Annotated in this window: 17 protein-coding genes and 1 pseudogene; 15 read left to right on the top strand and 3 right to left on the bottom strand. The window is 41.7% G+C overall.

From position 1 onward, the window contains the following. Window positions 1–378: 378 nt before the first annotated feature. From ACYQ3Q_RS03460 to mscL, 9 genes and pseudogenes are all read left to right on the top strand, one after another. Window positions 379–801, top strand: a pseudogene (locus ACYQ3Q_RS03460) (GGDEF domain-containing protein); the annotation flags it as partial. A gap of 178 nt (window positions 802–979) precedes the next feature. Continuing rightward, on the top strand, window positions 980–2,056 hold the full coding sequence (gene rlmN / locus ACYQ3Q_RS03455; RefSeq protein WP_459927269.1) for a dual-specificity RNA methyltransferase RlmN: 1,077 nt from the start codon (window positions 980–982) through the stop codon (window positions 2,054–2,056). Between the two features lie 158 nt (window positions 2,057–2,214). Further along, window positions 2,215–2,703: a PaaI family thioesterase gene (locus ACYQ3Q_RS03450; RefSeq protein WP_459927268.1), complete on the top strand. Its 489-nt coding sequence runs from the start codon at window positions 2,215–2,217 to the stop codon at window positions 2,701–2,703. A gap of 226 nt (window positions 2,704–2,929) precedes the next feature. Further along, window positions 2,930–3,523: a rubrerythrin gene (rbr, locus tag ACYQ3Q_RS03445; protein WP_459927267.1), complete on the top strand. Its 594-nt coding sequence runs from the start codon at window positions 2,930–2,932 to the stop codon at window positions 3,521–3,523. A 410-nt stretch (window positions 3,524–3,933) separates the two neighbouring features. After that, window positions 3,934–4,629 carry a hypothetical protein gene (locus ACYQ3Q_RS03440; protein WP_459927266.1) on the top strand — a complete coding sequence of 232 codons (696 nt, stop codon included), beginning with the start codon at window positions 3,934–3,936 and terminating at the stop codon, window positions 4,627–4,629. Window positions 4,630–4,734: 105 nt separating this feature from the next. Next, the gene (locus ACYQ3Q_RS03435) at window positions 4,735–5,055 is read left to right on the top strand and encodes a heavy metal-binding domain-containing protein (RefSeq protein WP_034145515.1); all 321 of its coding nucleotides are present in this window, start codon (window positions 4,735–4,737) and stop codon (window positions 5,053–5,055) included. Window positions 5,056–5,651: 596 nt separating this feature from the next. Next, window positions 5,652–8,336, top strand: coding sequence for a calcium-translocating P-type ATPase, PMCA-type (locus ACYQ3Q_RS03430; protein WP_459927265.1), 2,685 nt, complete (start codon window positions 5,652–5,654; stop codon window positions 8,334–8,336). 296 nt (window positions 8,337–8,632) lie between these two features. Next, window positions 8,633–11,032: a cyclic nucleotide-binding domain-containing protein gene (locus ACYQ3Q_RS03425; RefSeq protein WP_459927264.1), complete on the top strand. Its 2,400-nt coding sequence runs from the start codon at window positions 8,633–8,635 to the stop codon at window positions 11,030–11,032. A 109-nt stretch (window positions 11,033–11,141) separates the two neighbouring features. Further along, entirely contained in the window at window positions 11,142–11,567 is a 426-nt protein-coding gene (gene mscL / locus ACYQ3Q_RS03420; RefSeq protein ID WP_459927263.1) for a large-conductance mechanosensitive channel protein MscL, read from the top strand. A 219-nt stretch (window positions 11,568–11,786) separates the two neighbouring features. Here mscL and ACYQ3Q_RS03415 read toward each other — a convergent pair whose 3' ends face one another. Beyond that, the gene (locus ACYQ3Q_RS03415; protein ID WP_459927262.1) at window positions 11,787–12,692 is read right to left on the bottom strand and encodes an RluA family pseudouridine synthase; all 906 of its coding nucleotides are present in this window, start codon (window positions 12,690–12,692) and stop codon (window positions 11,787–11,789) included. 164 nt (window positions 12,693–12,856) lie between these two features. Here ACYQ3Q_RS03415 and ACYQ3Q_RS03410 point away from each other — a divergent pair, with 164 nt between their 5' ends. From ACYQ3Q_RS03410 to queG, 6 genes are all read left to right on the top strand, one after another. Next, window positions 12,857–13,975: an aminopeptidase gene (locus tag ACYQ3Q_RS03410; protein ID WP_459927261.1), complete on the top strand. Its 1,119-nt coding sequence runs from the start codon at window positions 12,857–12,859 to the stop codon at window positions 13,973–13,975. 50 nt (window positions 13,976–14,025) lie between these two features. After that, window positions 14,026–14,907, top strand: a complete 882-nt coding sequence (locus tag ACYQ3Q_RS03405; RefSeq protein WP_459927260.1) for a diacylglycerol/lipid kinase family protein — start codon at window positions 14,026–14,028, stop codon at window positions 14,905–14,907. A gap of 124 nt (window positions 14,908–15,031) precedes the next feature. Next, the gene (locus ACYQ3Q_RS03400) at window positions 15,032–16,609 is read left to right on the top strand and encodes a tRNA nucleotidyltransferase/poly(A) polymerase-related protein (protein WP_459927259.1); all 1,578 of its coding nucleotides are present in this window, start codon (window positions 15,032–15,034) and stop codon (window positions 16,607–16,609) included. Window positions 16,610–16,708: 99 nt separating this feature from the next. Beyond that, complete coding sequence (locus ACYQ3Q_RS03395; RefSeq protein ID WP_459927258.1) at window positions 16,709–17,356, top strand: flavin reductase family protein; 648 nt, start codon at window positions 16,709–16,711, stop codon at window positions 17,354–17,356. A 36-nt stretch (window positions 17,357–17,392) separates the two neighbouring features. After that, complete coding sequence (locus tag ACYQ3Q_RS03390; protein ID WP_459927257.1) at window positions 17,393–17,881, top strand: NADH peroxidase; 489 nt, start codon at window positions 17,393–17,395, stop codon at window positions 17,879–17,881. Window positions 17,882–18,012: 131 nt separating this feature from the next. After that, window positions 18,013–19,050, top strand: a complete 1,038-nt coding sequence (gene queG / locus ACYQ3Q_RS03385; protein ID WP_459927256.1) for a tRNA epoxyqueuosine(34) reductase QueG — start codon at window positions 18,013–18,015, stop codon at window positions 19,048–19,050. A gap of 125 nt (window positions 19,051–19,175) precedes the next feature. Here queG and ACYQ3Q_RS03380 read toward each other — a convergent pair whose 3' ends face one another. Together ACYQ3Q_RS03380 and ACYQ3Q_RS03375 are read right to left on the bottom strand one after the other, a co-directional pair. Then, a complete protein-coding gene (locus tag ACYQ3Q_RS03380) occupies window positions 19,176–20,345 on the bottom strand; it encodes an aminotransferase class I/II-fold pyridoxal phosphate-dependent enzyme (RefSeq protein ID WP_459927255.1) in 1,170 nt (389 codons plus the stop codon). Continuing rightward, a complete protein-coding gene (locus ACYQ3Q_RS03375) occupies window positions 20,342–20,839 on the bottom strand; it encodes an Lrp/AsnC family transcriptional regulator (protein WP_459927254.1) in 498 nt (165 codons plus the stop codon). Before ACYQ3Q_RS03375 ends, ACYQ3Q_RS03380 begins: the two co-directional genes overlap by 4 nt. Between the last annotated feature and the right edge of the window lie 162 nt (window positions 20,840–21,001).

The raw sequence follows: 21,001 nt of genomic DNA, 5'->3' as shown, positions 1-21,001 counted from the left end.
TTTAATTGCTAGCCTTGTGGGTTATTCTATAACCATGCACAAATGAGATAACTTTCCTGACTGTTTGGCATCTACAAATATTGAGACTAATTTGACCGATGAAACCTGAAATTCATCCGAACTAAATCGATCAGAGGACTGGCATATTGCGGTCAAGGCTTATAATTATCTAGGCAAGGAATTTGAATAATAATTGTACGACGCTGCCAAATTAATAATATGGAATCATACACCATATTGTAATATAATCATCTTATATTGTTAAAAACAAAATGTTCAAGTGGGGGAGATTATGGCTTATAAACTCTAAAATCAGGGCAATGGCCAAAGATAACATAGGTGATTAGAACTCAAGTCTGAAATGAAGTAGCCCGGAGGTATGGAAATACCTTTTCTCTTATAATGTTCGACATAGACCATTTCAAGCAATTTAACGACAATAATGGGCATAGTTTTGGAGATAAGATTCTTAAAGAAATAGCCAATCTTGTCAAAGAATCGGTTAGAGAAGTGGATGTCTTTGCTCGTTGGGGTGGGGAGGAGTTTGTGATTCTTTTACCACAGACTCATTGTAGAGAAGCTTCTGCCCTTGCGGAAAGATTAAGAGACTCGATTTATAAAGCGTCATTAAACAAGGAAACGAATCTAACTTGCAGCTTTTGCGTCACTGCCTTCTTCAGCCAGGATGATCAGGAGTTGCTCATGGAGCGGGTTGATAGGGCTTTATACAAAGCTAAGGAGAGCGGTAGGAATGTAGTGGTTACGGAATGTAATCTTCAATTGTTTCCGCCTGAGCGGTGAATATGAAATGAGAGTTATGTACTTTGTCAAATTATGATGAGCGCTAAATAGGGTATGATATAATACTAATATAGAGTACAATACTTGAAGTTCGGTGTACCACTTCCAATAACTATGTGAGAAGGTCCGTTTTGGCTCCGCGATTTGCGGGGCTAAACTTAATGAAAAGAGGATTTGGATGAGTAAAAAATCCATTTATGGATTGACATTTGACCATCTAGAAGAATGGTTTTTAGAACATGGACATAAAAAGTTTCGGGCCTTACAAGTCTGGGATTGGCTTTACAAGAAGCAAGTGAGGCACTTTTCAGAAATGCTAGACGTTAATAATGAGTGTCTGCAATTATTAGCAGATCATTTTATCCTCGAATCTTTATATGAACACTCTAAGCAAGAATCCGCAGATGGAACAATAAAGTTTTTGTTCAAGTTAAAGGACGACCATCTGATTGAAACGGTATTGATGAGACATAAATTTGGTTTGTCGGCTTGTGTTACAACCCAAGTAGGCTGTAACATGGGGTGTAGCTTTTGTGCCAGTGGGTTATTAGCGAAAAATCGTGATTTATCTTGTGGCGAAATTGTGGAACAAATTTTGAAAGTTCAACATTATTTGGATCTAGAGAAACAAGATAAAAAAGTGAGCCATGTTGTAGTAATGGGAATTGGCGAACCTTTTGATAATTTTCATAACGTTGTTGACTCATTGCAGATTATAATAGATCATAAGGGACTAGCCATTGGGGCTAGACATATAACCGTCTCGACCAGCGGCCTTGTCGATAAGATCTATGATTTCGCAAATCTCAATTTGAGGGTTAACTTAGCGATCTCATTACATGCCCCTACTGACGAACTTCGTACACAAATCATGAAAATTAACCGTGTCTTTCCATTAGAAAGGTTAATGAAAGCCGTCGATTATTATCTAAACAAAACAAATCAAAGGATTACATTGGAATATCTGCTTCTCAAGGAGCTGAATGACAGTAGAGAACAGGCTCTACAACTTGCTGACCTGATTGGCGATAAACGACCTCTCGTGATTGTGAATATAATTCCCTATAATCCAGTTGAAGAGCATCATCAGTATCAAAGAAGTGAGAGGGAATCCATGCTGGCGTTTTATGATGTGTTGAAAAAGCAGAGAATTAATTGTAGTATCCGTCTTGAACATGGGACAGATATTGAGGCCGCTTGTGGACAATTGAGAAGCAAACAAATCAAAAAATCCAGAGAAAATATTCTCGACTAACAAGAATCTGGTTGCAGTTCCGAAGAGGAATCATGGAAGAATACATTCTTATATGATATGATTTCGCAGTAATTATTTCTAGGAAAGACGCATTTATGTGGGAAGTGGGATTCAGGTGTAACGCTTTCTGTAAGGAGAATTTTATGAGGTACAAGGTGATGAAAAAACAACAGAATAGTAAAAAGTGTATAGTTTGTGGACTGGAAAATGATTTAGGATTGAAAGCCTCTTTTTATGAATTGGAAAATGGTGAGCTTGTTGCTATCTTTAAACCTCTTGAGGAACACCAAAGCTATCCCCAGAGGTTGCATGGTGGTATCGCTGGAACTATTTTGGATGAAACTATTGGTAGGGCAATTATGGTGAAAGAAGAGGATATTTGGGGAGTAACCGTAGAGTTAAATATAAAGTACAGAAAACCTATACCCTTAACGGAAGAGTTAAGGGTTGTTGGCAGAATTACGAAAAATTCGAGTAGGTTATTTGAAGGGACCGGGGAAATAGTTTTAAATAATGGCGATGTCGCGGTGAGTGCTTGGGGGAAATATTTGAAGATGCCAATCGATAAAATCGCTAATTTTAATGAAGATGATCAAGAATGGCAAGTTATCTTGTCAGAGGGCGAACCTAATGAAATAGATATCTAAGTTTATGGAAGTGAAAAGATTAATTTGAGTGTTGACGAATGAATAACATGCAACTATAATAAGTTTATAATAATTATAAACATTCAAGAAAATATGCTTCTTGGTCAAATCTAAAATTTTTCTATTGTACTTATCACAAGAACATGCTCGGTTTTAGTGGTTCCACAAATGCCTAAGTGTAACGATTAGCATAAGGAATAGGAAGAGGAATAAGGAGGACTATATCATGAATAGTTTAAAAGGGACTGAAACTGCTAAAAATCTATTAAAAGCTTTCGCAGGAGAATCACAAGCTCGCAACCGCTACACCTATTATGCATCAGTCGCAGATAAAGAAGGTTACAAACAAATTAAGAATATCTTTATCGAAACTGCGGATAACGAAAAGGAACACGCAAAAAGGTTTTACAAATTTCTACTAGCAGGTTTTGAGGGTGAGCTTCCTGCTAATATAGAGATTAGTGCTGCTTTTCCAGTAGCTCAGGGGACGACACTTGATAATTTATTAGCCGCCGCTGGTGGAGAAAACGAAGAATGGTCTGAGTTATACCCGGCCTTTGCTAAGGTGGCAGAGGAAGAAGGTTTTCCGGAAATTGCAGCAGCATTTACCATGATTGCTTCTGCGGAAAAAAGACACGAAACAAGATATAACAAGCTGGCAGAAAATATTAAGCAAGATCAAGTCTTTAAAAAAGATGAGAATAAGCTCTGGAAGTGTGGAAACTGCGGTTATATTCATGAAGGAACAAGTGCTCCAGAGGAATGTCCAGCTTGTATTCATCCTACGGCGTATTTCGAAGTCTTTGAGGAGACTTATTAAAGATCTCACACCCAAAATATTAAAGGACGGTTCATCTTGCAAATGTACAGGCAAAGATGAACCGTCCATTATTAATTCGAGAATTAGCGGAAACAATAGAGTGCAGAGTAGAAAGATATATAAACCTATTATTAAGTTGCAAAGGTTAACTCATACGGACAATTAGGTTCGTAATTCCCACTATTAGAATGGATAAGATAATTGTACCAGCAATAATAATCCGATTTTGCCTCTTTGTGTTAATTTTGTGCCAAACCAAGGGGATCCCTCCATAAACATTAATCTCTACCAATTGTATCATTGACAGAGATGCAAAAGTATAGACCTAAAGTCTTGGTGTTATAGGCCAGAAGCCCTATCTGTCAAAGATGGTGTAAATGCTATGAGTAAACTTGTCAGGGGTTGATATTATGGGAAAACCAGAAGATCTACTGCGAGAGTATCAGCGTGCTCGCATTAATGAAGAAGCCGTTAATGTGGAGAGAGTTCATTTTTATAAGACGGACAAAAGAGTCAATCCCAAACAAGAGGATCCGTTCTGGTTCTCAATAGGTAACTTACCCGTGTTGGTGTCCGCTCCTCATGCTGTAAGACATTTTAGACATAAGAAGATCAAAATGTCTGATCAATATACAGGTTCAATCGTATATCTTTTGAACCAATTAACGGGTTGCCATGCCATTGCAGCAACGAAACTATACGGTGGAGATCCGAATATAGATTCACCTTGTATCTTTAAGGAAAAAATCTCAGAGATTGTACGTCAAGAAAAGATTAAACTCGTACTTGATATCCATGGCGCCGCTCGAGAGAGAGAATTTGATATTGATTTTGGCACAGATGATGGAAGAACTCTATTAGGCAAGGATTCATTACTCGAAACGCTGAAGAGAAATATTCAAGCCTTTGGATTTAACAAAATTTCCTATAATCACTTTTCCGCTTCAGGAAAGAACACGATCGCTAACTTTGTAGCTAGTGAACTAAAAATCCCTGCTGTGCAGGTGGAAATTAACAAGCAATACAGAGTACCAGCCCAAAACCCCCAGGGGTTTCACCGTATCATAGGGGCATTTGTAGAAACAATTCATGAATTAGCCCGTTAAGGGAAGAGGATAGTGATCTAATGTTTACAAATCTTATTTTCATTAATGCTAAAACTTGGAATATGGGCTATAATTATAAGAATACATAAATAGGAGGAATGGAATATGCTTTTAACAACAACTCCGTCTATTGAGGGCCGAAAAATTACAGCTTATTTAGGTATTATTACGGGAGAAGCAATCATGGGCGCCAATATTATGCGAGATCTTTTTGCAAGTATAACGGATGTCATCGGTGGGCGTTCCGGGGCCTATGAAGAAAAATTGCAGGATGCTCGTCATATTGCTTTAAAGGAATTAGAGGAACGTGCAGCACGATTAGGTGCTGATGCTGTGGTAGGCATTGATTTAGATTATGAAGTGATCGGTCAAAGTGGTAGTATGCTAATGGTAAGTGCGTCGGGTACAGCCGTCAGACTAGATTAGACTAGTCCCGCCTTAGTGGATAACGATGGTGGAGGATATCTCCGGGCTAACCTAAAAAGGGAACTAAACCTAACCCCCCTAGACTTTGGTAGTAAACTTGCAACCAAAATCTTAGGGGGTTTCTGATATTAATATAGGCTCTTAGTCGGTGTCTGATTAAGAAAAATCCCTCGTTTGATTTGACAAGCAACCATAATTCAAGTAAACTAATATTGTTGAGAGGGAGTAGTTGAATTACAAAGGCAACATACCCGGTGGGGAAACTCACCTGACTTTGTAAACCGTAGAGGTAACGAGACTTTTGACATGGCCTTATTAGGCTATGTCAAAAGTCTTTTTTGTTTATACTCTTCAGAAAGTATGCCATAAATGTTTTATACTTCTGGAAGCATAAGTGCATCTAGGACTCCCGCCGGCGCCTGAAGGCTGACAGAATGACTAATACGTGCGAAGACAGTGTCTTCGGGCTCAAGCCAGGTTTTCTTTATCAACAGGGTATATCAAAAGGTTCAAAACAAAAAGTAAGGAGTGGTTATTTCGTTTATACTACCTCGTAAATACTGTAAGCTCGATTAAATAAAAGGAGGATATAAAACGTGGATTATTTCCAAAAAGAAGTTGAAGACGTCATCTTGGAACTTAAAAGTAATGAAGAGATGGGGTTAACTGTTGCAGAGGCTGAAGCGAGAATCCTGCGGTATGGTAAAAATACTTTTTCCCCCAAAGAGAAGGAGAGTATTTTTGCTAAGATCTTGGACAACCTTAAGGAACCCTTAATCGTAATTCTGTTGATTTCTGGATTAATATCTTTGGCAATGGGTCACATTGCGGACGGGATCGGGATTTTTGTCGCAGTCTTAATCGCCACATCAATTGCCGTGATTCAAGAGGGGAAGTCAGATAAAGCCTTTGAAGCCTTATCGAAGCTCAGTGAAGATGTGCATGTAAAAGTGGTAAGAGAAAGTAAAATTGTCTATCTTTCTCAAAGTGATCTTACCATAGGGGATATTATCCACTTAGAAACAGGAGATAAAGTTCCCGCTGATGCTAGGGTGATTCATTCTTCGAGTCTGGGTATTGATGAATCGATGCTTACTGGCGAAGCTGAATCAGCCTCTAAGAAGTCGGATAAAATTGACCGGGAAAATTGTCCCCTAGCAGAACGCAAAAATATGCTATACTCTGGGACGATGGTGACCGAAGGACGAGTAGTAGCCATTGTAACCTCTATTGGGGACCAAACTGAGATGGGAAAAATTGCCAATGAACTTAAAGAGGAGATTTCTTCAGATACTCCCCTTCAACAAAAGCTAGCGGACCTTGGTAAGAGAATTTCCATTATTGGGTCCATTGCAGCTGCGGGTATTTTTCTTTTTGAAGTATTTAATATGTATAGACATGGCATCCTCGTCTTGGATAATATTGGGGCCGCTCTTCCAGGTATTAAAGACGCCTTTGTTACCTCTGTAGCGCTCATTGTTGCAGCTGTGCCGGAAGGTTTACCAACCATGGTGGCCATTACTCTGGCCTTCAACATGCAGAAAATGGCTAAGAACAATGCTTTGGTCCGGAAGTTAATTGCCTGTGAAACGATTGGCTCTGTCAATGTCGTCTGTTCGGATAAAACAGGAACATTGACAGAAAACAAGATGACTGTAGTTGAAGTTTGGTGTGATGGGAAAAGCGTCCCTGTCGATAAACTACACTGTGATGAAATGATTCAAAACTTCTGTGTCAACTCGACCGCAGATATTACCAAAAATGATGATAAATACGAATTCTTGGGAAATCCAACGGAATGTTCACTACTGGTCTGTGCGGATAAGAATAATATAAACTATTTGCATTATCGCAAAGAGTTTGGTGAGCCAGTATCTGAATACAATTTTACGTCGGCAAGAAAAATGATGTCCACTGCTTATCAGAGAGAAAAGGGCTTCAGGCTTTATACAAAGGGTTCGCCTGAAAAGGTCCTAAATATTTGTAACAGGATTCTGTATAATGGCTCTATTGTTCCGATGACCGAGGAGCATATCAAAGAAATAGAAGCAAATATACGTACTCTTCAGGATAATGCTCGACGAGTCCTTGCATTTGCCTTTAATGACTTCGCACAGGAGCCACAGTGGGAAGATATCTACAACGTTGAAAAAGATCTCGTGTATACTGGCTTTATCGGGATTGAAGATCCTCTGCGTTCTGATGTCAAAGACGCGATTGATCAGTGTCGACGTGCCGGGATTACAGTTAAAATTTTAACCGGAGATAATATCAATACGGCCAGAGCCATCGCTAATCAACTTGGAATTATCAAGAATGACTCTTTAGTACTTGAAGTGACAGAAATTGATAACATGAGTGATCAAGAGTTAAAAAGCAAGTTGCCGAAAATCGTGGTTATTGCCCGCTCAAATCCGACCGCAAAAATGAGAGTTGTTAAACTCTTAAAGGAAAGTAACGATTCAGTCGTAGTAACGGGTGATGGTATTAACGATGCGCCTGCCTTAAAAGCGGCGGATGTCGGAGTTGCTATGGGGATCGCCGGAACGGAAGTCTCTAAAGAAGCGGCAGATATCGTTTTGTTAGATGACTCTTTCTCTACGATCGTCAGTGCGATCAAATGGGGAAGAGGGATATATGAAAACTTCCAACGTTTTATTCAGTTCCAACTTACCGTGAATGTCGTAGCGTTTGTCACTGTGATTTTGGCAGAGCTGATGGGGTATAAGATGCCCTTTACGACTTTACAGTTGTTATGGGTCAATATTATCATGGACGGGCCTCCAGCCTTAACCTTAGGTTTAGAACCGCCAAGAGAACATTTACTTGAAAAACAACCTATTAAGAGAAATGCCTCTATTGTTACCAAAGATATGTTGTTTAAAATTCTTTCCAATGGTTTGTTTATAGTGACCGCCTTACTCATGCTTATGGAAACACAAATGCTTGGTGGAACAGAAGCACAGCAATCGACCATTGTGTTTACATCGTTTGTCTTGTTCCAGCTTTGGAATGCCTTTAATAGTAGAGAGTTTGGGGTAACAAGTATTTTCCTCAATATTCATAGAAATAAATTAATGGTAGGGGTTGTCTTCCTGACATTCCTAGTTCAGATTCTTGTCACACAGTTTGGTGGGCAAGTCTTTAAAACAGTACCACTGGAAGCTGCTCTATGGTTTAAGATCATAGCATTCACATTTAGCATTATTCTCTTTAGTGAATTCTTAAAACTGTTGATTAGAGGCTTTCGAGGAATTTTCTCTAATCCTCAAAAGGATTAAACGTTTTCAATGACAAAAACAAGGGCAGAGTTCATAATTATTAAGATCTTCTGCTAGATTGTTTTAGGTGCGCTGTATGGAATATTAAGATTCCGTATAGCGCATCTTCAATTAATTAGACTAGCATCCGTGGGATACAGTATACATAAGATTATTTCAAAAGCCTTTATAGTAATATGATATAATAAGGTCATCAAAGAAACCTATAAAGGGTTAAAATACAAAAAGGTGGATTTAGAAGAGTAATGAAACTTTCAATCAGACATTAAACACGTCTTGACATCATGGAGGGAATTATGAATAAGGATAAAGTTTATAATCTGTCAAAGATTAAGTTCCTTTCTGAGTTATCCTCCCAGGAATTGACGGAAATTGCTACTGAATTTCAATGGGAGAATTATAATGCGGGCTCTGAAATTATTAAGCAGGGTCAGGCGAAAAACTCCTTCTATATATTGGTTGAGGGAAAAGCAGATGTTATGGTTCAAAAAGAAGGACAGCGTTTGTGGCGTGTCAATACCTTTGGTCCGGGTGACACTTTTGGTGCATTCTCTTTGCTAAACGGTAAGGCCTCTAAAATAACAATCCTTTGCCAAGAAAATTGTCAGGTTTTAGCGATGGATGCCGAAAGTTTTGCACGTATGCTTCTTCGATGGCCGAAACTTTATCAAACGTTTATCGGTCAATTAACTGAAGATTTGAATGAAGCAAACCTTACACTATCCGAAGCTAAATATAAGGAAGTTTTACGTTCGACGTTGCAACTTACCCAATATAAGGAGAAATTTTACGGACTTTGGGGAGGGGTCCGAACGACAAGTGAGGTCGAACGGAAACTCGAGGAACTTGCTCACCCCAAGGGAAATCTACTTTTAAGAGGAGAACGGGGAACAGGTCGTCAAATGATGGCTTGGTATGTTCATCAACGGCAATCAGGAAAATCGGCTCCTTTTGTTGTTGTGGAAGGACGGCGTTTCGACCAGCGGTGGAGGGAAATAATCATAGAGCCCGCCGATAACGATTCCTCGGCTTTCCCTAACTCTAATCTCTTTGATATCGCAGAAGGTGGAACGCTGTTCATACGGGAAATAAACCTTATTTCTCCGCATTCCCAGCTTAAGCTGGCCCAAGCCCTAAATCTACAGAAAAATAAATGCTTCGTTATCGGATGTTTAAATACGGAACCTGACGATATGGGACGAATTATTATTCCCGAACTTCGGGAATGCTTTGCCCATACTTATGAAATCACGCCCTTACGTATGCGTAAACGAGATATTCCTATCTTGGCACAAGGCTTTCTGGAGAAGCTGGCCCAGAAGAACCAGCGAAATGTCCCCACTATAAATCAAGAAGCTACCAAACTGTTACTTTCTCATCATTACCATCAAGGAAATGTATCAGAATTAATTCAAGTTATCGAGAGAGCTTTTTATATTGCAGACCAGGATGTAATAGGGTTAGAACAGATTTTTATTGGCCCAACATCTAAACAAAACGGCAAAACGCTCAACCTTTTAGCTTGGCCCAAACTTGAGAAACTGCTTAAAAGCGGAATACTAATTGGGTGGTTACGACGTGCTACGGTTGTAGGGTTTAGCGCACTCATCATATTATTGCTCGTTTCTCCAGAAATTGCGGTGAGTACTAAAATATTCGCCTTAGTTTGGGGGTTATGGTGGCCAGCACTTGCTATTATTTCCCCTTTCCTAGGAAGACTGTGGTGCACCGTCTGCCCGTTTTCTGCGATCATGGATTTCGTGCAAAAAAGGTTTCACAAGAGTCGACCGATTCCAGAGTTTTTAATTAAATTTGATTTTTTACTAGTCAGTTTTTTGTTTCTCTTTATCTTCTGGACCGAAGTGATTACCGGGATGCGTTATAATCCTAGTTATACTGCCATTTTGTTAATTTCTATCCAAGTTACTGCCATTCTTATTTCGATCCTCTTTCCACGCCATACTTGGTGTCGGCACTTGTGTCCTTTGGGAGGCTTTATCGGGACGGCTTCTATCGGTTCTATGTTGGAGGTTCGTGCTGATGCCACAGTTTGCTTGAATAAGTGCACTACCTTTGAGTGCTATGTTGGCAAAGGAAGTGTTCCTGGTTGTCCAATGTCTCAACATCTTCCCTTCTTAGACAATAATCTAGACTGCAAATTATGTTTTAACTGTGTGCGAAATTGTCCGAATGGTTCCGTGCAAGTTAATTTAAGGTTGGCAGGCCGAGAGGTATGGCATTTAGTCCGAGTAAATCAGGGATATGTTTTCTTTATCGGGGTAATGTTAGCAATATTAATTCCTCTTAACTACTTTGAACTCATCCGAACGATATGGCCCACACATTGGACTGTATGGTTTAGTCTATTATTTTGGGGTTCAGGAATCGCTGGAGGAATCCTTGCTTGGCTGATCGCTAAACCCTTTAAAACAAAAGCGGCTTCCTTGCGTGTCAAGCTAGTTTTTGGCCTAACTCCCATAGTCCTCGCAGGACATATTATGTATCAAGTCGATTTTATCCCTGGTATCCGTTCCCTTTTACTAGGTGGAGGATATATTACTTCTGCAGGTCTGCAAACGTTTTATCTTCCTGCAACAGGTCTGGCTCAAGGGATCGCCGCCTCATTCGGGTTAGTGTTAACAGGCGTAACCGTGGCTATCCTTTTGATGCGTACTAAGAAAAAACGTCGAATTTAAGATGAAGCAAAATATGAACACCCACTTAGGAAGTGGGTATCTTAAGGTGGGAAATGAATTTCTAAAGTTCGGGAGAAAGTATCTAGTAGCTTCAAAAAGGAGTGGTATTATGAGTTTTATTAAGGGATTTAAGGAATTTGCTACTAAAGGAAATGTGATGGACCTGGCTGTAGGTATCATTATCGGAAGCGCTTTCGGAAAAATTGTATCATCACTTGTAGCAGATATCATTATGCCCCCGATTGGTCTTATTGTAGGGGGAATTAAGTTTACCGATCTTAAGCTAGGGCTTAAAGATGCTGTAGTAGATGGTTCAGGAAAGGTGATTAAGGAGGCTGTCACTTTAAATATTGGAAACTTTATTCAGACGGCGTTTGATTTTTTGATTATTGCAGGTGCCATTTTCTTATTAGTCAAAGCAATGAACAAGCTTAATAGGAAAGCGCCTAAGGAACCACCCACGCCACCAGTCCCTAGTAAGGAAGTGCAGCTACTTACGGAAATTAGGGACCTTCTTCAGAAAAAGTCAATCTGATCTAGCAATGCGCTGACAGAGAATTTTACCTTCTCCATCAGCGCTTTTTTAATTCCAGTTAGACCCATACCGCTATGGGCACCACAGATGAATGAAAAGGCTTTATTTCAGGGTAGACCCTCATGTCGCTTCGTAGTACCATCAGATGATGAAAAGTAAGGCTACCGCCAGCGCTGGAGCCTTGGAGGATCTGGTGATTTTGATGAGGTGCTTAGTGACTTAGAGGCCCTTTAACGTTTTTACTAAGTCCCTCAAGTCTTTAGGAAAGGGAGCTCGAATTAAGATGGGAAGCCCAGTCGCAGGATGTAGAAAGGCATACACTAAGGAGTGTAGTGCTTGGCGAGTAATCAAAGTCAGTTCTCCGCCATAAAGATCATCCCCCAACAAGGGATGTCCAAACCCCTCACAGTGGGCACGAATCTGATGGGTGCGTCCAGTTTCTAAAATAAATTCAAGCAACGTGACATTCGGATAACGATAGAGGACACGGAAATGTGTTCGAGCAGGCATACCCTGGGATCCGGCTTGGCGCTTGATAAAACTTTCAGGGGCAAATCCGAGGGGAGCGTCTATCGTTCCGTTCGTTGTTAAGACGACTCCCTGAACAAAGCCTATGTAACGTTTATGGATATGCCCGCGTTCTAGTTGCCAACCAAGTTGCTGATGAGCGAATTGATTTTTAGCAATAACAACTACGCCAGAGGTGTTGCGATCAATCCGGTGAATTGGCCGATAAAGGCGATTTTCTCCTTTACGCTCCCAATAGCCGATGACTGCATTTCCTAAGGTGCTCGTCGGATAACGATGGTTGGGATGAACTACTTGTCCGACCGGCTTATTGACGGCTAAAAGGTATTCGTCTTCGAAGAGAACTTCGAGTGGAAGATCCTCGCCAGGAATGTTGGCTTCCTCGTCAGAAAAGAGTTGGATGGCTAACGTTTCTCCTTCTTTCCCTCGTGCAGTTAAATGGGTGAAACGTCCATCGACCCAAACGCGTTCCCCTTGCTTTAAACGTTGTAATAATTTCAGCGAAAAATGGAATTTATAGCGCAAGATGCTAAGGTATTTTTGACCGGAGTCCTCTGCTCGTAGACGATATTCCCATAGTGAAGGTTGTATGTTCATGCTACCTCCTATTGATGCTCTGCTTAAAAAACTTTGGCCTAAAGCCGGCTTGAGTAACATACTTTCCTAAGATAAATGTGATAATAAAAGGAAATTCAAGAAATATGGAGAATATCTCTCCATAGTAAACAGCTTTGTTAGACTGAAATATTAGGAGGCCTACCATGAAAGATGCTCGTATCGAAAAACTAGCCGATTCTTTAATCAATTACTCGATTGCACTTCAACCTGGCGAGAAAATCCTGATTGAGGTGTTTGGACCAGATATTCCACTCGCTCAAGCGCTTGTGAGATATGCCTATCAAGCGGGTGGTGTACCATTTCTGTCTATGGTTAATCATACCTTACTCCGTGAACTATTAAAAGAATTTACGGTTGAGCAGGCTGAGGCTATGACGCGCTGGGATCTTGCCCGCATGAAAGAGATGCAGGCCTATTTAGGAATTCGGGGTGGAGAAAATGCGAACGAATGGGCTGATATCCCTAGCGAGGCAATGAAGATATATGCTTCCCATTACCAAAAACCTGTGCATTCGGAGCAACGTGTGGGGCATACCCGTTGGTGTATTTTAAGATACCCTAACGCTTCAATGGCTCAGTTAGGAAACATGAGTATCGAAGGATTTGAAGATTTTTATTTTGACGTGTGTAACTTGGATTATTCCAAGATGTCTCGTGCTATGGATCCGTTAAAAGAGCTTTTGGAGAAAACCGATCAGGTACGCATCGTCGGACCAGGAACTGATTTGACCTTCTCCATTAAAGGAATGTCAGCCATTAAGTGTGATGGACATGTAAATATTCCAGATGGGGAGATTTTTACGGCACCACTCAAAGATTCGGTTAATGGCCGAATCAGTTATAATACACCGTCTGTTTACCAAGGATTTACTTATGAAACTATTGTCTTGGAATTTGAAAATGGAAAAATCGTTAAAGCCACTGCGAACGATACTAAACGGATAGAATCCTTGTTTGATACAGATGAAGGTGCGCGTTACGTTGGAGAGTTTGCGATCGGAGTGAATCCATACATAAGTACTCCGATGAAAGACACCTTATTTGATGAAAAGATTGATGGGAGCTTTCATTTTACCCCTGGCTCCTGTTATGATGATTGTAGCAATGGGAATAAATCTGCCATACACTGGGATTTAGTATGCATTCAAAGACCGGATTATGGTGGTGGGGAAATTTACTTTGATGAGATTTTGGTTCGGAAAGATGGACGCTTTGTCTTGCCAGAACTTGAGAGTTTGAACCCTGAGAACCTAAAGTCCTGAGGGATGATTAGTGAGTATAAATCTAAATAAGGAGTTGATAATCAACTGTCATGAAGGGTAAACGATTACGTTTGGTCTATAATCCCTACGCAGGTCGGCGAAAATTAACCGGACAACTCGATACAGTGATCCGAATTTTTCAAGAAAGCGGCTACGAGGTTTGTGTACATAGAGCATGTTCTCCTGAGGATATGGAACAAGTCGCGTCTCAAAGTAATGATGTAGACCGTTTTGTAATTGCTGGAGGAGATGGGAGTATTCATCAGGCGGTCAACGGGTTGCTGCAGATTCCGGAGGATCGACGCCCTGTGCTGGGTATTTTGCCCGTGGGGACTGCAAATGATTTAGCCTTCGCATTGCGGTTACCTAAAAGTATTCCTGAAGCATGTAAAGTTATTGCCAAAGGAAATATCTTCCGCATGGATACTGGTCAGGTTAATGACCGATATTTTGTGAACGTGGCAAGTGCGGGGCTATTGACGGATGTTTCTCAAAAAGTAGATACCCGCGTCAAGAATACTCTTGGACAACTAGCGTATTTTCTCAAAGGAATTGAAACACTTCCTTCGTTTCGTCCATTCCATGTTGAGTTTGAGAAGGACGGCCAACAACATTCGGAAGAAGTTGTCTTGTTCTTGGCTGTAAATGGCCACTCGGTTGGGGGACTTAGGCAATTAGTACCTAGAGCTTCTCTGGCCGACGGCAAGCTGGACATATTAATTGTTCTGGCATCTGGCTGGCCTGAAACGATCCGTCTTCTCCTCAACGTTTTACGCAAAGAAAAAGTAGAGTCCGAAAAAATTATGGAATTTCAAACCACTGAGTTGACTGTTTACACAGATCGGGTCATTAAATCAGATCTTGACGGAGAATGTGGACCAGAAAGTGCATGGAAGGTTAAAACTGGGCCGAAAATTTCGGTACTTTGTTAAAGCAAGAGGGCTTAAATAAGAGCGAGTAGAAAAGGGTGCCGTTGGAGAAAATATCCTTGATGAAGCTTACAGGGTTCTCAAGTTGTATGCTTGAAAGCTAACAGTAATGGAATGGAGGGATTTCATGACAGGCATATCCTTTCAACAGGAAATCTTAATTAAGCTCAGTGAGTTTAGCCCAGTCTACATGGTTGGTGGAGCAGTTCGTGATGCACAATGGGGAATTCCCTCCAAAGATGTGGATGCGGTTATGGCACTTTCCCTTCAAGAAATTCATGATTTAGTGTCTAATTGGGGGTACAACCCTCATCTATTGGGTGCTAAACAGGAGACGGTCAGTTTGTTCCAAGGGACAGAACGAGTGGACATTGTGTCGTTTGATGGAGAAATAGAATTAGATGCCCTCCGGAGGGATTTTACCTTAAATGCTGTTTACCAAGATGTAAGGACGGGAGAGATTAAAGATCCTTTAAATGGCCTCGAAGATTTGAGAATTCGACGGCTTAAGGCATGTGGAACTGCAGCGGACCGTTTTAGTGATGATCCGCTTAGGATACTACGTCTCGTTCGCCTAGCAGTCCGGAACAACTTGGAGATTGAGCCGGAGACTTGGCAGGCAGCGCTAGAACATGTCCCACAACTCGAAAATGTCGCGGTGGAGCGAGTCACCGAGGAATTGGGGGGAATCCTTATCTTGGATGAGATTGATAAGGCCTTAGGGCTTCTCGATGACTTAGGGTACTTTCAAACGTATATTCCGGAACTAGCACGACTTAAAGGATTGGTACAAAATCGCTATCATACCAAGGATGCTTGGGAACATACCCGCCAGGTTGTAAAAAATGCGCCTTCCGACGTCTTACTACGCTTAGCGGCTTTATTTCATGATCTGGGAAAATGGGAAACAGCCAGTCGAGAGTGTTTTGTTTGGGGAACTCTTAAGCAGACAAAACAAGGATATTCTGTGGATGATTTTAAATTGATAGGGAAAAACCTAGAGCATTGGAAGAACAAAATGGTAGAAGTCCATGGGGGAAGGCTAGATAACTACCCTGATACCATTGTCATAAAACGAATAAAACCAATGCAATCCAAACTCAAAAAAACCTTTGAATGGGTTCCAGAAGGGAAGCGCCATTTTCTTCAACATGAAAAGGAAAGTGCTCGTTTAGTGAACCAAATCTTACCACGCTTTCGTTGGTCGATGGTTCTTCCTGGAGGAAGTCGTGGAGAACAAGAACTTCATTTTTTAGTTGGCCATCATATGTCGGGCACACTGGCCTTTATGAGTGATTTAAAGGAAGACGTTCCAGATGCGAAGGTAATTACAAAAAAGGCTCGCCGCTTTGCCTGGGAGATCGGTTGGGATGGGCAAAATTATAATACCCAAAGAGTCGAGAATCTGCTTAATTTATGGAGAGCAGATTTTCTCGGTGGGAAGCAGGACGCCGGAAAACATCGAGAACAGTTAGATCGGATTCAGGGTGAAATTAGAAATTCGTGTGCAGTCCTAAAAGAACGCGTCTACTCCCTGAATTGGGGATTTTTTAAAGAATTTGTGCATGGGAAAGGGCTAGAAGGGGTACGGTTTGGCCGCTTCAAAGAACAGGTCCGTTGGAAGATTATGATGGATACAAATCTTAGTCTGACAGACTTACAATTTCTTGAAAAGGAATTCCGACTCTTTTGGCATAATAGTTAAGCAGTAGTTTTTATAAAATAAAATTAATTAGCAAAAAATAAATCTTGACTTAAATGAATTATAAAGTTATAATTATTACAATGAAGGAGGATGATACTAATGGAAAAACGTTGGCGTTGTACCGTATGTGGGTATATACATACTGGCGATAATCCGCCGGATATTTGTCCAGTCTGTGGTGTCGATGCAAGTTTCTTTGAACTTGTTACTGAAGAGGAAGCACCAAAAGCTTCATCAGAAATTAAACCTGCCACTAAGCCTGTTCTGTTGCAGCCAGACAAGGCAACTGCAATTCGCCAAGCACTCTATCGGATTTCGTACGGCCTTTTTATTATTACCGCTCAAGCTGAGGGCAAGGATAATGGTCAATGTGCAAACACTTGCTTTCAAATTACGTCAGAGCCTGCGAAAATCGCGATTGGGATCAATAAACAAAACTATACCCATGAGCTTATCCAGAAGAGCGGTAAGTTTGGTGTTTCTGTGTTAAGCCAAACAGGTCAGGACTATGCGCGAGGATTTGGATATCGATCGGGTCGGGATGTCAATAAGTTTGAGGGTTTGGCTGTACACCGTGGAGAATCGGGAGTCTTATTACTAGACGATGTGCTTGTGACTATGGAAGCTACTGTGACAGGGCAATTGGATGCAGGAACTCACACGTTATTTCTAGGGGACGTGACTGCAGGGGAGATCCTTCAAGAAGGAGATCCAATGACTTATGCCTTTTTTAGAGCATCCAAATAGTCAAATACTGCCGAAACATGAAGGGGGATAAAAAAGATGAAAAAATGGGAATGCAGTGTATGTGGATATATTCATGAAGGAGATGAGGCTCCTGATCGTTGTCCGATGTGCGGAGCGTCTAAGGAGAAATTTGTGTTAATGTCGGCGGACCAAAGCAAGACGGCTGGTAATTTATCGGGAAATTGGGACGGGGAAACTGAAGAAGTCGGTATGTACTATGCTTTCGCTAAGAAAGCAGAAGAAGAGGGCTATCCAGAAGTTGCTCAGGCGTTTATTAAAATTGGGTTGGAAGAAGCAATGCATGCCTGTGAAATTTATGCTATTCAAGGGAAGGTCAAATCAACTAAGGAAAATTTGGCTTGGCGTGTAGAAGCTGAACTTGGAGCTCAAAGAGGAAAGGCTGAAGCAGCTGAGATGGCCCGCAAAGAGGGAAACATGGCAGCCGTAGAATTTTTTGAGAGAGCATCTAAAGACGAAGCCCGTCATGCGGCAGCTTTTAAAGGACTCTTGGACCGCTTATTCTAGTTAAAAAATACAGTACATTTACCCCTCGCAAAGATTGTGGGGGGCTATTTTTCATACTCTCAGGTTGTAAAATTTCGGGTAAGTACAAGTTGCCATGAAGCCTTGATTTATCCGAGGAGGAAAGCGTAAAATTGGATACACAACTGTTGTGGAAGAAAAATATAAAAAAATGGGGGTCTGAATTAGGGTTTATCTCAATTGGGTTTACCAAAGCAGACACGATGGATGATTTAGCTCCTATGGTAAAAGCTCGAATTGATCAAGGGCTGGCGACACCTTTTGAAGATACGGAAATCCAGCGGCGGCTTGATCCTCGAGCAGTTTGGCCACTTTGCCAGACGGTCGTTGTCCTAGCCTATCCGCTCCCTTCTTCGCTTCCACCCCAAAAAGGAGAGGGTGTATTGGCACGCTCAGCAGTAGGGGTGGACTATCATCATGTCCTCAATCAGAAGATTAAGGCTTTAATGGATACGATGATTAGGAACAACTGGCAAGGAAACTTCGATTTCCAAGTGGATACTGGACCTTTGATTGAGCGTGGGTTTGCGGTACGAGCAGGGAGTGGCTGGATTGGCCGAAATCAACAGTTGATTATCCCCAATTATGGTTCTTTTGTGATGCTGGCCATACTTCTTTTAGACCAAACGATTCCTCCAGATGCCGCGCTTAAAGCAGGTCAATGCGGATCCTGTCAAAAATGTCTTCATGCCTGTCCCGCGCAGATCATTGGTCAAGAACCTTTTGCCGCCAAACGTTGCATCTCTTACCTTACCCAAAGCAAGGAGATGCTTACGGCAGAGGAACGAGGACAGCTGGGAACGCAAATATTCGGCTGCGATGCTTGTCAGGAAGTTTGTCCGCACAACCAAAAAAGAATGATGGAGGAGCAGGTGTTCCCAACCTCACTCCGGCGTGGTGTTGATTTACTGGAAACCCTTAATCTAACTAAAGAAGTGTTTCAACAACGCTTTAGAGCAACAGCGGCGGGATGGCGCGGTAAGGGAGTCCTGCAGAGAAATGCCTTTGTAGCCATGCATAATATCAAAGATGACCGTCGTCAACAATGGTTGAGAGAACGCGAAAAGGATAAATCTGTGCCACCGATCATTATTCCATATACGAGGTGCGATGCACAAAGCACGAGGCAAGATGAAAGAGGTAATGTTTGAGACAATGAACTCATAAATGAACGTGACGCGAAACGAAATAAAGCGAACAGGCACAGCGGTCGGTAAACCAGTGTGCCTGTTCGCTTATTCGTCCATTTTAGTTGTCGGGTTCGTGATAGTTTCTTTTATAGATTTGCTAATCTTTGTTCGACAAAACGCGTAATTCGTTTAAGGGCCTCCAGTAGTTGCTCAGTGGAATAGGCATAGGAACACCGAATATGTCCTTCTCCGGACGGTCCAAACGCCGTCCCAGGAACTACCGCGACCTTTTCGCTTTTGAGGAGTTGTTCTGCAAACTCCTCAGAGGATAATTTGGTCTTGGAAATATCGGGGAATACGTAAAAGGCTCCTAGGGGTTCGAAACAGTCAAGCCCCATTTGCCGGAAGCCGTGAACCATCAGGCGGCGTCTTCGATCGTATTCAGTGACCATGTCGTTTTTAGCATCAGTGGCGGAACGCAAGGCCTCTAAGGCAGAGATTTGGCCCATGATCGGGGCACAGAGCATAGTGTATTGATGAATCTTTGTCATGCCACCAATGAGATGGGCGTTGCCTGCGACATAGCCGATTCTCCAGCCCGTCATGGCGTAGGATTTTGAGAATCCGCTGACAAAGAGTGTACGGTCGCGCATACCGGGTAAGCTGGCAAATGAGACATGGGTTCCGTCATAAGTAAGATCAGAATAAATATCATCCGCTAGGACGAGAAGATCATGCTTTTCTACAAACTCTGCGATTGGGAGAAGGTCCTCTCGAGTCATGATCGCACCAGTCGGGTTATTCGGGAAGGATAGAACGAGAAGCTTCGCTTTGGGGGTATATACTTTGTCTAATTCTTCCACCCTTAAACGAAAATCGTCTTTAGCAAGGGTTGGTACGAAGCAAACACTGGCCCCAGCCAATATTGCGCAAGGGGCATAGGATACATAGGATGGATCAGGAACTAAGACGACATCTCCAGCATCGAGGACAGCTCTCATCACTAGGTCAACAGCCTCGCTGGCTCCAGTGGTGATGAGAATTTCATCAAGTGGAGCATAGGAAAGCCCCATAGTTCTCGATAAATGGTGGGAAAGTTCCTCACGCAATTCAAAGAGGCCAGCATTACTAGTATACATTGTCTGACCCTGTTCTAAGGAAAAGATGCCACTTTCCCGTATGGTCCAAGGGGTTACAAAGTCGGGTTCACCCACCCCTAACGAAATTACGTCTTTCATAGTTGCAACGAGATCAAAAAACTTCCGGATTCCCGAAGGGGGGAGAGTAGCAACATGGGAGGCAAGATACTTTTTCATGGCGAGACCACGAGACGTTGAATTGTCTCTTCCTCTCCCATAAGCTCGACACCGTCTTGCTTATAGCGGCGAAGTAAAAAATGGGTTGCTGTACTTTGAACGTGCTCATGAGGAGCTAACTTTTCAGCAACAAACAGGGCGACGTCTTGCATTGTTTTGCCTTCAACGAGCAAAGCAAGGTCAAATCCACCGGACATTAGAAACAAAGAGGTTATCTCTGGGTATTTTTGTAACCGTTTAGCAATTTTGTCAAAACCATAACCCCTTTGGGGTAATACTCTAACTTCAATCAGAGCGGTAACCTTCTCCTCGCCAGTGCGAGCCCAGTTAATCATTGGTTGATAGCCAACGATTACTTTTTCCTTTTCCCATTCACTGATTCTACTTCTGACGTAGTCAGGCGATAATCCCGTTTGGATGGAAAGCTCCTCAGGTTTTAAACGACAATCTTGCGCGATGAGTTTCAGCAGTCTGCGATCTTGGTCAGTGAGCATCTGATCCCCCTCTTTAATTGATATTTAATAATGTAAATTATCATAACACGTTTTTCTGTGGAATTCAGTGGGTATTATCAATAGTTCCGTAAAATCTCTAAAAATTTGAAGAACATACTTCAGATGGAGTAAAAAACTTCACCTGTAGTAAGTTTTCTATAG

It is taken from the genome of Desulfosporosinus burensis (assembly GCF_054657535.1).
The sequence above is the reverse complement of the archived record's forward strand: the minus strand, read 5'-3'. Positions and strand labels throughout refer to the sequence as shown.

Coding starts and splice junctions, on each gene's coding strand:
- rlmN (WP_459927269.1), top strand. CDS start 980: ATGAGTAAAAAATCCATTTATGGATTGACATTTGACCATCTAGAAGAA.
- ACYQ3Q_RS03380 (WP_459927255.1), bottom strand. CDS start 20,345: ATGAAAAAGTATCTTGCCTCCCATGTTGCTACTCTCCCCCCTTCGGGA.
- ACYQ3Q_RS03410 (WP_459927261.1), top strand. CDS start 12,857: ATGAAAGATGCTCGTATCGAAAAACTAGCCGATTCTTTAATCAATTAC.
- ACYQ3Q_RS03450 (WP_459927268.1), top strand. CDS start 2,215: ATGAAAAAACAACAGAATAGTAAAAAGTGTATAGTTTGTGGACTGGAA.
- ACYQ3Q_RS03400 (WP_459927259.1), top strand. CDS start 15,032: ATGACAGGCATATCCTTTCAACAGGAAATCTTAATTAAGCTCAGTGAG.
- rbr (WP_459927267.1), top strand. CDS start 2,930: ATGAATAGTTTAAAAGGGACTGAAACTGCTAAAAATCTATTAAAAGCT.
- mscL (WP_459927263.1), top strand. CDS start 11,142: ATGAGTTTTATTAAGGGATTTAAGGAATTTGCTACTAAAGGAAATGTG.
- ACYQ3Q_RS03425 (WP_459927264.1), top strand. CDS start 8,633: ATGAATAAGGATAAAGTTTATAATCTGTCAAAGATTAAGTTCCTTTCT.
- ACYQ3Q_RS03440 (WP_459927266.1), top strand. CDS start 3,934: ATGGGAAAACCAGAAGATCTACTGCGAGAGTATCAGCGTGCTCGCATT.
- ACYQ3Q_RS03395 (WP_459927258.1), top strand. CDS start 16,709: ATGGAAAAACGTTGGCGTTGTACCGTATGTGGGTATATACATACTGGC.
- ACYQ3Q_RS03435 (WP_034145515.1), top strand. CDS start 4,735: ATGCTTTTAACAACAACTCCGTCTATTGAGGGCCGAAAAATTACAGCT.
- ACYQ3Q_RS03375 (WP_459927254.1), bottom strand. CDS start 20,839: ATGCTCACTGACCAAGATCGCAGACTGCTGAAACTCATCGCGCAAGAT.
- ACYQ3Q_RS03390 (WP_459927257.1), top strand. CDS start 17,393: ATGAAAAAATGGGAATGCAGTGTATGTGGATATATTCATGAAGGAGAT.
- ACYQ3Q_RS03405 (WP_459927260.1), top strand. CDS start 14,026: ATGAAGGGTAAACGATTACGTTTGGTCTATAATCCCTACGCAGGTCGG.
- ACYQ3Q_RS03415 (WP_459927262.1), bottom strand. CDS start 12,692: ATGAACATACAACCTTCACTATGGGAATATCGTCTACGAGCAGAGGAC.